The 15,628-nt window shown below is 43.4% G+C and carries 16 protein-coding genes; 5 read left to right on the top strand and 11 right to left on the bottom strand.

Annotation, left to right across the window (positions count from 1 at the left end):
* Positions 1-519: 519 nt before the first annotated feature.
* Positions 520-1,440, bottom strand: coding sequence for a coiled-coil domain-containing protein (locus tag FDP09_RS10860; RefSeq protein ID WP_137402691.1), 921 nt, complete (start codon positions 1,438-1,440; stop codon positions 520-522).
* Positions 1,441-1,482: 42 nt separating this feature from the next.
* On the opposite strand from FDP09_RS10860, the gene FDP09_RS10865 reads away from it, so the two are divergent.
* Positions 1,483-1,716, top strand: a complete 234-nt coding sequence (locus FDP09_RS10865; protein WP_137402692.1) for a hypothetical protein — start codon at positions 1,483-1,485, stop codon at positions 1,714-1,716.
* A 333-nt stretch (positions 1,717-2,049) separates the two neighbouring features.
* Here FDP09_RS10865 and FDP09_RS10870 read toward each other — a convergent pair whose 3' ends face one another.
* The gene (locus FDP09_RS10870) at positions 2,050-2,826 is read right to left on the bottom strand and encodes an O-methyltransferase (RefSeq protein WP_137402693.1); all 777 of its coding nucleotides are present in this window, start codon (positions 2,824-2,826) and stop codon (positions 2,050-2,052) included.
* A complete protein-coding gene (gene apaG, locus FDP09_RS10875) occupies positions 2,826-3,212 on the bottom strand; it encodes a Co2+/Mg2+ efflux protein ApaG (RefSeq protein WP_137402694.1) in 387 nt (128 codons plus the stop codon). Before apaG ends, FDP09_RS10870 begins: the two co-directional genes overlap by 1 nt.
* Before the next feature lie 71 nt (positions 3,213-3,283).
* Here apaG and ung point away from each other — a divergent pair, with 71 nt between their 5' ends.
* A complete protein-coding gene (ung, locus tag FDP09_RS10880) occupies positions 3,284-3,946 on the top strand; it encodes a uracil-DNA glycosylase (protein WP_137402695.1) in 663 nt (220 codons plus the stop codon).
* A 385-nt stretch (positions 3,947-4,331) separates the two neighbouring features.
* Here the strand turns inward: ung and lepB are convergent, their stop codons facing one another.
* The 8 genes from lepB to FDP09_RS23780 form a co-directional block, all read right to left on the bottom strand.
* Positions 4,332-5,402: a signal peptidase I gene (lepB, locus tag FDP09_RS10885; RefSeq protein WP_137402696.1), complete on the bottom strand. Its 1,071-nt coding sequence runs from the start codon at positions 5,400-5,402 to the stop codon at positions 4,332-4,334.
* 18 nt (positions 5,403-5,420) lie between these two features.
* A complete protein-coding gene (dapB, locus tag FDP09_RS10890; RefSeq protein WP_137402697.1) occupies positions 5,421-6,143 on the bottom strand; it encodes a 4-hydroxy-tetrahydrodipicolinate reductase in 723 nt (240 codons plus the stop codon).
* A gap of 5 nt (positions 6,144-6,148) precedes the next feature.
* Entirely contained in the window at positions 6,149-6,658 is a 510-nt protein-coding gene (locus FDP09_RS10895; RefSeq protein WP_137402698.1) for a DUF5683 domain-containing protein, read from the bottom strand.
* A 124-nt stretch (positions 6,659-6,782) separates the two neighbouring features.
* Positions 6,783-7,712 (bottom strand): ParB/RepB/Spo0J family partition protein, encoded by a 930-nt coding sequence (locus tag FDP09_RS10900; RefSeq protein WP_137402699.1) that lies wholly within the window; start codon positions 7,710-7,712, stop codon positions 6,783-6,785.
* A 15-nt stretch (positions 7,713-7,727) separates the two neighbouring features.
* Complete coding sequence (locus FDP09_RS10905; RefSeq protein WP_137402700.1) at positions 7,728-8,507, bottom strand: ParA family protein; 780 nt, start codon at positions 8,505-8,507, stop codon at positions 7,728-7,730.
* Between the two features lie 382 nt (positions 8,508-8,889).
* Positions 8,890-10,686, bottom strand: coding sequence for a membrane protein insertase YidC (gene yidC / locus FDP09_RS10910; protein WP_137402701.1), 1,797 nt, complete (start codon positions 10,684-10,686; stop codon positions 8,890-8,892).
* A 57-nt stretch (positions 10,687-10,743) separates the two neighbouring features.
* Positions 10,744-12,366 (bottom strand): CTP synthase, encoded by a 1,623-nt coding sequence (locus FDP09_RS10915; protein ID WP_137402702.1) that lies wholly within the window; start codon positions 12,364-12,366, stop codon positions 10,744-10,746.
* Between the two features lie 240 nt (positions 12,367-12,606).
* Positions 12,607-12,750 (bottom strand): hypothetical protein, encoded by a 144-nt coding sequence (locus tag FDP09_RS23780; RefSeq protein WP_168196248.1) that lies wholly within the window; start codon positions 12,748-12,750, stop codon positions 12,607-12,609.
* A 190-nt stretch (positions 12,751-12,940) separates the two neighbouring features.
* On the opposite strand from FDP09_RS23780, the gene FDP09_RS10920 reads away from it, so the two are divergent.
* The 3 genes from FDP09_RS10920 to FDP09_RS10930 are packed head-to-tail and all read left to right on the top strand — an operon-like array spanning position 12,941 to position 15,554.
* Positions 12,941-13,408: a hypothetical protein gene (locus tag FDP09_RS10920; protein WP_137402703.1), complete on the top strand. Its 468-nt coding sequence runs from the start codon at positions 12,941-12,943 to the stop codon at positions 13,406-13,408.
* A complete protein-coding gene (locus FDP09_RS10925; RefSeq protein WP_137402704.1) occupies positions 13,405-14,835 on the top strand; it encodes a CCA tRNA nucleotidyltransferase in 1,431 nt (476 codons plus the stop codon). The genes FDP09_RS10920 and FDP09_RS10925 overlap by 4 nt, the downstream gene beginning before the upstream one ends.
* Positions 14,836-14,846: 11 nt before the next feature.
* A complete protein-coding gene (locus FDP09_RS10930) occupies positions 14,847-15,554 on the top strand; it encodes a tetratricopeptide repeat protein (protein WP_137402705.1) in 708 nt (235 codons plus the stop codon).
* Positions 15,555-15,628 lie beyond the last annotated feature (74 nt).

The following is a 15,628-nucleotide window of genomic DNA, read 5'->3' on the forward strand; positions in this document are numbered from 1 at the left end:
GAAAGATCAGTGAAAATCATCTTTATCTGTGGTATCTGGGTGCTATCAAGGATCAAGCAATATTTCTGGGGGGACGAATGTTGACATGGTCTTTTGAAAGAAAATTTCATACCGTTAAATTGATGGGCTTCCTCCATTCGCACGAATGGGTTTTAGCGGGAATTCATGGGGAACAGGGAGGGAAATGCGGCTAAAACCGAAAACGTTGGATGGGCAATTTACCACGGGCTTCACCCATGGCTATCAACGTGTCACTCCTCTGGGGCTAGCTTTCGAGCGCAATCTTTCAATGCGGTTCCAATATGTACTTGGTGCCTTTGGGATTTTGTGGTATTTTTATATATCGGTGGTTTTGCCAGTAAGAAAACTGGCAGCCCCCAACTTTTCTGCTTGATCCGCTATCAACACCAACCACACTCCCGATTTTTTGGTTAATACCTTGTCCAAAAAAAATCACCTACTGACAATATTGCCTGTAGGTGATATCCTAAATTAAAATATGTCAAACTGTATGCTCTGTTATTTTATTTCAAAAGACTCGTTTCCAATATTGAAACCTTCGCTGTAGATCTTTACTTCGTAGATGCCTTCAGGATAGTCGGTTTCTTTTTGGTAAAGATAGATGAGGCTCTTTTTAGAATTATCATATAAGATGGCCTGTTTTGAGGTATAGAATTCCTCACGTCCATCAATGCTGAACGTGCCGGAGCCTTTTGCGATGTCAAAAATCACTTGGTTGTTGGGAGCTACTACCTGCACGAAAATATCCCTTGACCCTGGTTCTGCTACATTGTTTTCGGTCAAGTCAAATGAAATTTTCAGCTTTTCCAAATGCCTGTTCCGAAAGGAACCTTCACGTTCTTTGCCTCTTGAATTGACAGCAGCCACCACAATGTTTTCCGCATGGAGTTTTTGGGCTATGTTTACTTTTTCTTCTAACTTTTCCTGTTTTAGGTTGAGCTGTACGATGGAATCCTCGATCTCGGCCTTGGAAGTTTTCAGGTCTTGGTTTTCCGTGAATAGCTGTTGGTTCACTTGTTTTAGCTTTTCGATTTCGGAGTCCTTTTCTGTCAATACGCCAGAAAAACCATCAATTTTTTTGTTCAATTCATTGATTTCAGCGGCACTTCTGTTTCGGTCAGTGTTACGCTCAGCTAACAACTGTTCTTTAAGTACGATCAGAGAGTCCACATTGCCGCCCAGGTTTTGGATTTCATTGATGCGTAGGTCCAGTTGATAGGCCATGCTATCAATGCGGAGGTTAAGCTCATTGTTTTCTTCTGATAAAATGAGGATTTCTTCCGTTTTTTGTGACTTGTCCACACTGTCAAAGTACAGTTTTACGCCACTGAAGATTACCAAAAGAAGTAAAATAATGATCAGGATATTTTTCCCTTTTCCATTTCTTGATGATTTTTCTTCGGGTACATTGGTGCTCATATGTATTGTGTATTAGTCAGTTAGTGCAAACAAATTTCTGTTATGTGTCCTTCACTTGACAAAAACTATTGGCTTAGCAGGTACCAGCAAAATCAAATTGGCTGGAGTGCCGGTGAAGCAACCATTCCACTAAAGCAATATTTAGACCAACTTCACGATTATGGAGTAGAGATTTTCTTAAGGGACACAGGAAATACGCATAAAGCAACATATGCATTCCAAGAAAGGATTCCAGCATGCGCCTGTACCGGATATCGCCGACGTACCACTCCGTAAGTTTATAGTGCGATATCCGCTATTTCCTGCAGCCATCCGCACGTCAAAGATTTTTTGACCACCAGTGTCAAGATGACCCTGTTTTGGGACAATTGTTCTTCTGTGCTTTACATTCAAATTTACAAAATGATTATGTCAAAAAGTGCCTGAACGCTTAAAAACTAAAGGTAAACGGGCAGGTTTGCTTTTGAATGCCCCGGTTGATGTGGTTGGTGTCAAGAAAATGATGGGGCTTCAAATGGGTTTGGGACGGCTTAATGGAGCCTCGTTGCGGTTCCACTTAGCCATGAAAGGACAAGGGGGCCTCACTGCCAAAAACAGCCCTGTATGATATCAGTAGTGCAAAGTGTAGTGTTGTTTTTTTATTCCTGCCGTAAAGAATAAAATACCACATTCATAAAAGTCCATGCTCATGGAGACTGCATCGTGAGCTTTGAGTTCTTTCCAGGCGTTTTCCATATCTCTAGAGCGGTGGATGTCCCCGATAGCCACGATGCTGCTTTTTTTTAAAGAAGGAAGTAAAGTTTCCCAGAACTGGATGGTTGCCTGGTAATCATGGTGGGCATCGATCAATGCAAAATCCACTGTGGAGATTTCCCGCAATACACCTGGCAATGTTTCTTGTATTCTGCCCAATACCAAATGGATATTGGTGAATTCCGAAAAAGTGGTTTTGGCGACATCAGCCAGTTCCACTGCACCCTCAAAGGTATATACTTCACCTTTGGCGGATTGAGCTAAATAGGAGGTGGTCACGCCCACACAAGTACCCAATTCTACTACCACCTGAGCAGGAGTGAGGGAGCAAAAGTATTGGTAGAGTAAAGAAAATTTAGGTTTACTGGAGCTGTGCCTGGTGATGGCCGAAATTTTTCTTAGGGGAGTTTTTAAATGCAGGGAGCCGGTACCATGGTCCTGAATGGTGATTTCCGTAGGATTGGAGAGGAGTTTTCGGCGTTTGTATTCCAGTGCGGGTGATCGTTTGTTTTTGGAAAATTCCTTGAGCCCCTCATAAGCTTTATAGGCATAGGGTGCTTGGAGTGAATGTCGATCTACTTTTGATAGAAAATAGCGGATGTATGCAAAAATAGGATGGATCTTGTCAAACACTAGTTGTGGAAGATGTCAGCGATGAGTTGAAATTCAGGAATGGTAACGGTGATGGTTTTGCCGTCTTGGATGCGTTCCATATAATAATTGCCTTTCATTTTGCCTTTGCCGGAATTAAGGTTACATCCGGAAACATACTGGTGGGAATACCCAGGCTCTAAGATGGGTTGCTGGCCTACGACACCGTCCCCTTCGATGATCCGTACCTGTTGGCCAGCATCAGAGACTTCCCACCGTCTTCGTAGGAGCTGAATGGTGTTTGGACTGTTGTTTTCGATGGTGACCTTATAAGTGAAGACATAGTGGTGCTGATGCGGACTGGAATACTCCGGTTGGTAAGTCGCTTCAACACATACCTTGATGCCTTCTGTAATAGCAGTTGCCATTATATTTTTTCTAAACGGATTTTTGTTCGAAATTAAGGGTTTATTGTGAATTCTCAAGTGAAATAGTCTAAATGAACGTTAAAATTGCTTCTTCCTGGAAAGAGAAATTATCCGAAGAGTTTGAAAAGCCCTATTTTAAATCCTTGGTGGCATTTGTGAAAAACGAATACCAGCAAAAACAAATTTATCCTGCAGGGGGCGAGATCTTCAATGCATTTGACAAATGTGCCTTTGACAAAGTAAAGGTGGTCATACTTGGCCAAGATCCTTACCATGGTCCAGGGCAGGCTCATGGGCTTTCCTTTTCTGTCCGTGAGGGGGTACCTTTTCCACCTTCTCTGCTGAATATTTTTAAAGAGTTAAAACAGGACCTGAATATCGATATTCCTTCACACGGGAATTTGGAGCGGTGGGCATCGCAAGGAGTGCTGCTGCTTAATGCCACCCTTACTGTGGAAGCACATAAGGCAGGTTCCCATCAAAAGAAAGGGTGGGAGGAGTTTACCGATGCCGTGATCCGGAAGCTTGCTGAAGAAAGGGAAGGGTTGGTGTTTTTGCTGTGGGGGGCATATGCTCGAAAGAAGGCTGCTTTTATATCTGACCAAAAGCACCTCAAACTACACGCACCCCATCCGAGTCCACTTTCCGCACACAGAGGTTTTTTGGGCTGTGGACATTTTGGCAAAGCCAATGCATTCCTCAAAGAGAAAGGAATGCAGGAAATAAATTGGTGACCAGTGTTCGGTGTGGGGTTCACTGACAACCTGAGCTCGACTTATTTTTAGCATTAAAAGCGTCATAGCGAATCCTTTTTAGGAGGATGTGGGTTGGAAAAGGGTGTGGCAACTCGCCGCGGCGAGCTGCCACGGCTTCCACCCGCTCAGGCCTACCGCTAAGCCTCACAGTGACGATTTTATAATCGAACTGAGGTTAACAGATAAATTCTGACCGGGGACGGTGGAGTTGATTTTTTCAATTAAAGGAAAGGTTGCCTACGGTAAATCTTATAGAACCAAAATTCAGGGGCAATTACCCCATGCCATCACCTACAAAAAAAAGGCGGTGAAGCTGTCCTTGCTTCCCGCCTTTTTTATCACTTATGCTAATTTTCCAGAAAGGCTAATGAATGCCCTTGAAGAACCTGTCCCAGCGGATTTTGCTGAACATGTTTTTATGCTTGTCCAGGGATAGCCATAGGAACCAGGCCTTGCCTACAATATGGTCTTCAGGGACAAAACCCCAAAATCTGGAGTCCAGGGAGTCATGCCTGTTGTCACCCATCATGAAATAGTAATTCTGTTTGAAGGTGTACGTGTCTTGCTTTTGACCGTCAATAAAGAGCTGGTTGGCCTCTATTCGAAGGTTTTCGATGCCTTCGTAGTGACGGATGGTAAAGGCATATCGACGTACATTGTCTTCTGTCAAGTCGATCGTCCAGCCTTCCGCCGGAACGGTAAGTGGTCCAAAATTATCCCTGTTCCAGCCGTAATATGCGCCATCAGGGTGGATTTCAGGATCACCATTTCCTTCTTCATACAATCGGATTTTTACTTCCTTGATGACGGGTGATTCTTCCAGTTTTTTGGCGATGGCTGGTGTAGTGAATACCACGTATAGGCCATTATAAGGGTGAAATGAGTCTTGATTGATATCGAATTTTTCAAAAAACTCAGCATTCAACATTCTGTTTGGCACCACATCATAAGAAAACTGCATCTCTTCTGGATTTTCTGCCGGAGCACCATTAACAATGAGCTGTGCGTCTTGGATTTCGATGACATCACCAGGGAGACCAACTCCCCGTTTGATATAATTGGTCTTTAGGTCCACGGGGTGTTCGAATTCATCGGGGTAGTTAAAGACCACCACATCGTTTCTTTTCACACTGCTAAAACCGGGAAGCCTGTAATAAGGAAGTTGGATAGCATCGGAGTAAGATGGAATATCCGTCCCCCAAATCTTTTGGTGGGTAAGTGGCACCTGGAGAAGTGTTTGCGGTGTTCTGGTGCCATAGTGCATTTTACTTACAAATAGAAAATCTCCTACAAGCAAGGACTTTTCCATGGAAGCGGTAGGGATCGTAAACGGCTCCAAAAATAACCATCTAATCAAGCTGGCAGCGATGACCGCAAAAACCAGCGCGTCCATCCATTCCCTTACTGGCCCTTTTTTCTTTTGTTCTGAACTCATGTTTTTAGCAATGATTAATTAAAAGGTAAGGTAGTCATCCATGGATAACACACCCTTTTTGTCTTTGATCCACTCTGCTACCAAAACTGCGCCAAGCGCAAAGCCCTTTCTGCTGTGGGCGGTGTGTTTGATCTCAATATCGTCGATTTCTGATTGGTAGGTGATGATATGCGTTCCTGGAGCGGGATCGATTCTTTTGGCTGTGATGGGTAAGCTGTGTTCGTTATCGGTCACCTCATTGTCCAGATCCCAACGCTTGACTCTATCGACCCTGTCGATGATTGATTCGGCCAGAGTGATGGCAGTACCGCTAGGGGCGTCCTTTTTCTCGGTGTGGTGAACTTCTTCCATCTTGACACGATAGTCAGGCTGTTCGTTCATGATTTTGGCAAGGAACCTGTTTACTTTAAAGAGGATGTTTACACCGATGCTGTAGTTTGAAGCATAAAAAAACGCACCGCCATTGGAGAGGGTAAGGCGTTCGATTTCAGGCTTTTTGTCGAGCCATCCAGTAGTGCCACAGACCACCGGGATGTTATGCTTGATCGCCCATGAGAGGTTCTTTACCGCCGCATCCGGCTGGCTGAATTCGATCGCTGCATCTATCTTGGTGGTGTCCAGTTCATCAAGTTCATGGACGTTGCTTTCTTCAATTTTCCCGGCAATGGTATGGCCTCTTTCTTCGGCTATTTGCGAAATGATCTTGCCCATTTTGCCATAGCCTAAAATCAATATGTTCATTTCGGTTATTTAAATTGTATTTTAAATGATAATCCAATAGCATTCCTACTTGCATAGGTAGGTTCTACGGAAGGTTCTAATTTAAAGGTAAGGTCATTGGACACATCAAATCCTGATAGATGGGCATCGACCAGTGCATCCACGATGTTCAGTGCATAAATGGCCGTGAAGATCAAATAACAAGCATCCCTGTTACGTCGCCAGTAGTCCACATTTCTGATCAGTCCATCTTCGTTCAGGTTAGGGAAAATATTGTCCGTGGTTTCATCATCGTCCCTATAAATGGTCAATGCTTCTTTGAAAATCTGATACCTTCTGTTATTAAACTCCACAAAGTAAGCAGTTGTGATGATTCCACCATAAATAATCGGAACTTTCCACATTTTCTCATTATATACCTGTCCTGCACCGGGGAGGATGGCAGAGAGAAGGGTTGCTTTTTTGGGGTCTTTGACCTTGTCTTCGTTGATGTTGATGGCGACCTGCTCGGTCGAGTCAGGCGCAATAGCCCTCATTTCCTGTCCAAAAGCGGTGCTTTGGAAAAGGAGGAATAAAACAAAAACAGCAATAGTTTTCCTTGTTAAAACTATTGCTTTGATGTTTTGGTCAGTAATATGCCTGAGGGCAGTACAATGCACGCTAAATAATCTCTAGAATTTCCAAAATGCGATTAAGGTCATCAGTTGACCCAAATGGAATTTTTATTTCCCCTTTGTCTTTGTGGTCCATTTTAAGGCTGACCTTGGTGCCTAAATGCGAGGCAAGCTTTTGTTGGAGTTTGCCAAGTTCGTACTTCTTTACGGGATCCAGATCTGGTTTATTCGAAATGGTTTTTTCTTCTTCGCTGTCCTCATGGAGCGCTTTCACAAGTGCTTCTACTTTTCTGACACTAAGCTCCTCGTCGAGGGTTTTTCGGTAAATGGCCAATTGCTGATCTACGTCTTCGACGTTGATTAGGGCCCTGGCATGGCCCATGGAGATTTTTTTATCCCTGATGCCCGCTTGGATATCTGGTGGGAGTTTCAGCAGACGTAAGTAGTTGTTTACTGTGGTCCTGTTTTTCCCTACGCGGTCTCCGAGCTGTTCTTGTTTGAGCTCACATTCGGAGAGTAATCGCTGGTAAGAATGTGCGATTTCAAGGGCATTGAGGTTTTCCCGCTGTATGTTTTCGATCAGTGCCATTTCCAGCATTTGCTGGTCATTTGCTGTCCTGACGTAAGCAGGGATCGAGGTCAATTCCGCAAGTTTTGAAGCTTGAAACCGTCTTTCACCGGAGATGAGCTGAAATTCATTTTCGGATAATTTCCTTACCGTAATGGGCTGAATAATGCCTTGTACCGTAATGGAGTCCGCTAGCTCCTGTAGCGCTTCCTTGTCGAAGTGGGTTCTTGGCTGATAGGGATTAACTTGGATTTGATCCAGTGGTACCTCATAGATTCCCGCCTCTGGACTCACCTGCTCTTGAGGTTCGTCTTTGGTTTCTTTATTTGGAGAATCCTGCAACAAAGCCCCCAAACCTCTTCCAAGTGCCTTTTTTTTATTTGTTGTGGGTTTTTTATTATCAGCCATAATCGTTTTAAAATATTAGTTCATTTTCACCAATCCATTACGCTCTGCTATTTCGTTGGCGAGGTTTAGGTAAGAAAGTGCTCCTTTACCTTCGGCATCAAAAGCAATGGCGGGAAGGCCAAAGCTGGGTGATTCCCCCAACTTAACGTTTCTAGGAATGATCGTTTCAAAAACCATGTTTTTAAAGTGCATCTGCACTTCTTCCACCACCTGGTTGGATAGACGAAGGCGTACGTCGTACATGGTCAGTAATATTCCTTCAATTTCCAAATCAGTATTTAGCCTGGTCTGGATGATTTTTATAGTATTGAGTAGCTTGCCCAATCCTTCCAATGCAAAGTATTCACACTGCACAGGGATAATGACGGAATTGGCAGCTGTCAGCGCATTAATGGTGATCAGGCCTAGGGAAGGTGAACAGTCAATGATAACGAAATCATACTGGTCTTTTAAGGGCTCGATCACTTCACGCATCTTTTCTTCCCGGTTTTCAATATTGATCATTTCTACTTCTGCACCCACCAAATCAATATGGGAAGGAACCAGCTCCAAGTGTTCGATCTCCGTTTTGATGACAATAGAGGAAATATCCACACCATCCACCATGCATTCGTAGATGCTGTTTTTGATTTCTTTAGGATCTTGCCCCAATCCGGAAGTGGTGTTGGCCTGGGGATCGGCGTCAATGACCAGCGTTTTAAATTCCAGCACCGCCAGACTGGCTGCCAGGTTCATTGCGGTGGTCGTTTTGCCCACTCCTCCTTTTTGATTGGCGATAGCTACGATTTTTCCCATTGGTGTCAAGTAGTGATTTTAAGTCAATATTAAGCATGGACATTTTGAATACAGCGAGGTTTATATTTTTTAGCGCTCCCATGCAGTACATTTTTGCCCAAGTGAGCACGGAACCCTCTTCTTTTTATCCAAAACACGTATTGTCTTGCTATTGAAGAACCATGTCGCTACAACTCTTCCAAAATGTCAATTTCATGCAACACAAAGATATAAGTTTAATCCTTACATGAAATAGTTTGTTTTCCACAATAGCGTGTGGATAGTTTTAACTTTTTGATTTATAACGATCTAAATCCACATACTGTCATAAAATGTCCCTGTAATGATTTTAAAAAAGGTGGCTTAGTAGGGCCACCTTTTTTAAAATCATGTGAATTATCGTTTATTTTTTCTTTTTGTTTGCCTCAGCGGCTTTCATCGCATCTTCCAGTCTTTGCTGGAATTTTGATTTTTTCTTGTTCACGTTTTTCTTTTTGTTTTGTTCGATCTTTGCTCGGATCTTATTATCGTCCACAAAACGCTTGATCAGTGCTTGTTGGCCAAAGGTAACCATGTTGGAAACGAAATAGTAGAAACTCAAGGCCGCGGGATAGGAGTTTAAGACAAACATGAAAGTGACCGGCATGATATATCCAAGGTTTTTCATCGGTCCTTGTGCTGCGGTCAATTGATTGTTAAACCTCGTGTAAACAATCTGGGATACGGTCATCAACAAGGTGAACAAACTGACGTGGTTACCATAAAAAGGTATGGTAAAAGGCAGGGTAAGGATCGAGTCATATGTGGACAGGTCATGGGCCCACAGGAAGCTTTCTTGTCGCAATTCGATAGAATTGGGGAAGAAAAAGAACATCGCAAATAAGAACGGCATCTGCAAGATCATCGGCAAGCATCCACTGATCGGACTTACGCCAAGCTGACTGAAAAGCTTCATCTGCTCCTGCTGCTGCTTGGTGGGGTCGTCCGGATATTTTTCCTTCAGCTCATCAATCTCCGGTTTGATTACCCGCATCTTGGCCATACCGATGTAGGACTTATAAGTCAGCGGGAAAAGGAACAGTTTGATGATAAATACAATCAGGATAATGATGACACCGTAATTGCTGATTACTTTTTCGAGGTAATGGAAAAGGTTTACGATAATGTATTTGTTTACCCAACTTACAAAGAAGTAGCCCATGTCCACGTTTTTTTCAAAATCTGGCGTGACTTTCTTCAGTATCTTGTAGTTGTTTGGGCCAAAATAATAGCTATTACTTGCCTGTCCATTTTCTAGGGGAAAGGAAAGGGTAGCGGCCATGTTTTTCACAGACATGGTATCCGTAGGGACGGTCTGTTCGAGGTTTACGTTTGTAAATTGATTTGGCGCAATGATACCAGCGGTAAAAAACCGTTGTTTAAAGGCCACCCATTTGATCGGTTCGCTAGGCTGTTCAGCGTCTTCATCCGATGAAGCACTTAGGTAATCATAGTCCCCTTCGGTGGTGTAGAAGTTGACATAGGTCTTACGCCTGGATTCGCTAATGTCAGCCTCCTGTTTCTTGAGGTTGTCGTTCCAGTGAACAGTGATGTTTTTGTCAGACAGGCTGCTGAGCCCGTTGGTCGTGATTTTTTGATCGATGACATATTTGTCATCAGGGAGGATATATGTCCTAGTGATGCTTCCTGAAGCTGTTTCAGCTTTAAAAGTGAGTTGCTGAGCAGGGGTTTCATCTACGGTAACCGTGCTTTTTTCTCCACTAAAATAAAACTGGTTAAGGCTCATGGGGCCTTTGTCCGTCTGGAGCTGGTAGTCGATCGAGGCACTTTGTTCATCCATCAGTATCAATGGTTCCTTGGCCCAAGTCTTGTAATTTTTTAATTCAGCACTTTTTATTTCACCACCTTTGGATGAAAAAGTGATTTTTACCAATTCGTTTTCAAGTACTAAAAACGCTTCTTTTCCATCTACCAAGGAAGAAAACTCACCAAACTGCTGTTGGTTTTGGAGGTTTTTGACACTGTCGGGGATTTGTGGTGTGGAGGACGCAGCAGTTTGTTTCGAAGCACTATCGTCTTGGACTTCAGTGGAAGTGGTGCTTGGCTCATCTGCTACAGGTTCTGGTGAACTGAAGAAGAATGAGTAAATCAGAAGCACGGCTGCGAAGAGGATTAGACCTGTCGCTTGATTTCTATCCATAATAAATTAATTCTGAAAATCACCAAAGAACCGTATGGTCCTTTGGTGTATCTTACTTTAGTTATTGTTCTTTTTATTGTCCAATGTGGCTTGGATAAACCTTACAAAAAGCGGATGCGGACTTAGCACAGTGCTTTTATATTCTGGGTGAAATTGTGTGCCCACAAACCATGGGTGGTCTTTAAGCTCCACAATCTCTACCAAGCCGGTCTCTGGATTGATACCGGTCGGTATTAATCCATTGTCCTTGTATTGTTTTAGGTATTCGTTGTTGAATTCATAGCGGTGCCTGTGCCTTTCTTGGATCTTGGCTTTGCCATATGCTGCACTTACCTTGGTGCCCTTGGTAAGCTCACAAGGATATGAGCCCAATCGCATGGTGCCGCCCATTTGTTCTACGTTCTTTTGTTCTTCCATCAGTGAAATCACCGGGTCAGGTGTTTCTGGATTCATCTCTATGGAATTGGCGTCTTTGAGGTCAAGTACGTTCCTGGCAAATTCTATCACAGCCACTTGCATTCCGAGACAAATACCGAAGAAAGGGATTTTATTGGTACGGGCAAATTTAACAGTTTCGAGCTTACCTTCAAGTCCTCGTTCACCAAATCCCGGAGCTACCAAAATACCGTCAAGCTCTGCCAGTTTTTTGGCTACATTTTCCTTTTCTATCTCTTCTGAAGAGATCAGGGTGAGATTGACTTTGGTTTCGCAAGCTGCTCCACCGTGCGTGAATGATTCGATGATGGATTTATAGGCATCAGGCAATGAAATGTATTTCCCTACCAGGCCAATATTGACTTCCTGGGTGGGGTTTTTGAGCCTTCCCAGAAATTCTTTCCACAGCTCCAGCTTGGTGTCGGATTTTGAGGGAAGCTTGAGTTTGGTCATCACCCTTTCATCCAGTTTTTCCTTCTTCATATGAAGTGGGACATCATAGATGGTCTCGGCATCCATGGCTTCGATCACACAGTTTAGCTGTACGTTACAGAAGAGCGCAAGCTTTTTCTTGACATCAAGGGGAAGGTGGTGCTCAGAGCGACATACCAGGATGTCGGGCTGGATACCTGCTTCCAACAGTTGTTTTACCGAATGTTGGGTGGGCTTGGTTTTAAGTTCCTTTGCAGCAGAAAGATATGGTATGAGGGTAAGGTGTACTACGAGAAAATTATTCGGGCCAAGGTCCCATCGCGCTTGTCTCACTGCTTCAATAAATGGCAGCGATTCGATATCACCTACACAGCCACCGATCTCTGTAATGACCACATCATAGTTTCCTTCTTCGCCGAGCTTATAAAAACTGTTCTTGATTTCATCCGTAATGTGCGGGATCACCTGCACTGTTTTTCCTAAAAACTCACCTTTACGCTCTTTGGTAATGACATTGTTATAGATTCTACCAGTGGTGACGTTGTTGTCCTGTGAGGTGTTGGTGTTGAGGAAGCGCTCGTAATGCCCTAGGTCCAAGTCAGTTTCGGCACCATCCTCTGTGACGAAACATTCCCCATGCTCGTAAGGGTTGAGCGTGCCTGGATCGATGTTCAGGTAAGGGTCAAATTTCTGGATGGTGACTTTAAAACCTCTGGACTGAAGTAGCTTGGCCAGCGATGCGGCAATGATTCCTTTGCCTAATGAAGAAGTAACTCCCCCTGTAATAAAGATATACTTAGTGGGTGATGCCATAAGAATGTTATAATGTTTTGTTTGAATTCCTATGGGGCTCAAAATTAAATAAAATTATTGACTTGAGGGAGGAGGTTTGGATTAAAATTTTGTTTTCCCTCTGAAAAGCCCCGTAGGTGTCCTGACACACATTTTATATGTCCGATGGATGAATTAGTGTTTGATAATTAAGTGGTTAGACATCAAAAGAGGCCACCTACCGAAGTAGATGGCCTCTTTTGATATGCACTAGTGGCACTATTATTTAGAAAACTCTTTTTTGAGTTCTTCCACATCCACATTTTTGATCACAGGCTTGGCGTTAAGCTGCTTGATCTTGATTACGCGAGTAACCTGTCTTTGCCTGTTTCTTCTAGCTTTTCTTTTTAATGTAGTAACTGCCATATCTTTTCGAATTTTTGTTCTGATCCAAATTGAAGTGCAAAGATAGGTAAAATATTTGTATCTTCATTGAAATGTTTTGGAAAAATGTTGTGTGCTGATTTTCTGGTGCCAATGCTGATGTAAATGCAAAAAAAATACGGACTACTTCATAAAGTATTTTAATTTTGGCGTTCAATAAAACAAAAAAGGAATGGAAGTAAAGACCATTGTTGATGAATTGAGGGAAAAGGGCCGGGTTTGTGTAACGGAAGGCAGTGGGAAGCCGGTGGAATTGATCGTTCCGGAAAATTTTCAGGATGGGGATGATCCACAGGCCATTTTTCTGCTTGTGGATATGTTTCAAATAAGGGCATTGGCAGGACAATTTTCTGAAATTGCCCTTGACATTATTGAATTTGCCACTAAACCTACCATATATACCTCCTGGGCCAGCGATTTGCTGAAGAATGGACCAGTTTATGAAGGTAAAGTGAAATTTAGTATCCTGAAAAAAGGTTTGTGGAACAATCTCATCTTTAGCTTTAGCAGACCGCTGGTGGTCCAGCGTGGAAAGGAGGAAGAGGCCATTGGTAAGGTGTCCGAGAAGTTTCCCATATTCCAACAGGAAGTAAAAAAACTGTTCTTGAGTGCAGAAGGAGATGTAAAAATAGGTGAATGAACTTAACGAAGGAAATAGCACATCTTGAGGTCATCAAAAGAGTAGGGGAGTGTGCCGATGAGTTGGACTTGGAAGCCTATGTGGTGGGGGGATTTGTAAGGGACCTGTTGTTAAAAAGAGAAAATAAATCAGCAAAGGACATTGATTTTGTCTGCGTAGGAAGTGGAATTGAGTTGGCCAAAAAGGTGGCGGGGTCTTTTGATGAGCATGTCCCACTGTCGGTGTTTAAGAATTTTGGTACTGCCATGATCAAGCTGGATGATTGGGAACTGGAATTTGTGGGGGCCAGGAAAGAGTCCTATCGCCATGATTCCAGAAAACCCATCGTGGAAGACGGGACACTCCAAGAGGACCAAGAACGGCGGGACTTTACGATCAACGCCATGGCCATATCCATCAATAAGGCCAGTTATGGAGAGTTGGTGGATCCGTTTGATGGGATAAGGGACCTGAAAAGAAAACTGATTCGCACGCCGCTGGATCCGGACACGACCTTTTCCGATGACCCGCTGAGAATGCTTCGTGCGGTACGTTTTGCGGCACAGTTGGATTTTGATATCGACCCGGCCACTTTTGATGGATTGATTCGTAATGCCGAACGGCTGAAGATCATCTCAGGAGAGCGGATCATCGATGAACTTAATAAAATCATCCTTTCCAAAACCCCAAGCTATGGATTTAAGCTGTTGTTTGTAAGTAAATTGCTGCACCAGTTTTTTTCGGAAATGGTGGATTTGCAAGGGGTGGATTCCGTAGGAGACAAGTCGCACAAGGATAATTTTTACCATACTCTTCAAGTGCTGGATAATGTCAGTGCTGCCACGGATGATCTTTGGCTGAGGTGGGCAGCCATCATGCACGATATCGCCAAGCCAGCCACCAAGCGCTTCAATAAAAAAGTAGGATGGACTTTTCACGGCCATGAGGATAAAGGGGCTCGAATGACCCCGAAAATTTTCAGAAAGCTGAAATTACCCATGGACGAGCGCATGAAATATGTGCAGAAATTAGTAAGATTGCATTTGCGCCCTATAGCACTGGTCAATGATAAGGTGACAGACTCGGCAATAAGGAGGCTACTGTATGAAGCAGGGGATGATGTGGATGACCTGATGAAGCTTTGCAGGGCGGATGTGACTTCAAAAAACCCCAACAGGGTGAAACGTTTTCTGGCCAACTTTGATAAAGTCGAACAGAAAATCCAAGAAGTAGAGGAGAAAGACCACGTCAGGAATTTCCAACCACCTGTATCTGGGGAGGAAATCATGGAGATTTTTGGGCTTTCTCCATCAAAAGTGGTAGGCGAACTAAAGGAAGAGATAAAAGAGGCTATATTGGAAGGCCAAATTGAAAACAATAAAGAGCAGGCTGTCCAGTTAATGTATAGATTGGCCAAGTCAAAAGGTATTACCAAAAAGGAAAATTAGTAATTAAGCATATGAATAAGTTTAAAATCACAGCCTTGGCGCTGTTTATGATTTGTTTGGGCGTAAAAGCCCAGGATACTACTACCAATGCAGTAAAAGATAGCAGTAAAGCAATAGAAGCCCAGGGAGCTTTGCGCATTTATCAGATGGCGTTGCGCTATAACGACCCGTCGGTGGCAAAGAACAAGCTATATGAGCTGATTGTCAAAAATCCTGAGAATCCACGGTATGCAGAATTGTTGGCCTCTCTGTACTATGAAATGGAGCAATTCAGCTCAGCGGCGTTGGTCGCCATGGATATTTTGAAGGCTGATGACCAAAACATCCCTGCACTGGAAGTGGCAGCCTATTCTTTGGAGCAACTAGGAGCTTTGGACAGGGCATTGCCGCATTTCGAGTCACTACATTTACTGTCTGGTGATATGTTCAGTTTATACAAGACGGCTTATCTGCAGTATTCCCTTAAAAAATATGATGAGGCGCTTAATTCAGTGGATATGTTAGTGAAAAATAGCAAGTCAGAAGAACAAAAACTGACATTCCCTTTGGAGGATAATGCAACACAGGATGTAAGCATGAAAGCAGCAGCACTCAATCTAAAAGGCTTGGTGTACAAGGACCAAGGAGCTACTTCCGAAGCCAAAACGGCTTTCGAGGCTGCCTTGGCCAATGCACCGGACTTCGCAATAGCGAAGAAAAACCTCAGCGAGCTGAATTGATCGAGGGATTGGAAAAAATGGCATAAAAAAAGCCACTCCCGTCAAGGAGTGGCTTTTTTTATGCCATATTCAAA

The sequence above is a fragment of the Echinicola rosea genome (genome assembly GCF_005281475.1).
Classification (GTDB): Bacteria; Bacteroidota; Bacteroidia; order Cytophagales; family Cyclobacteriaceae; genus Echinicola; species Echinicola rosea.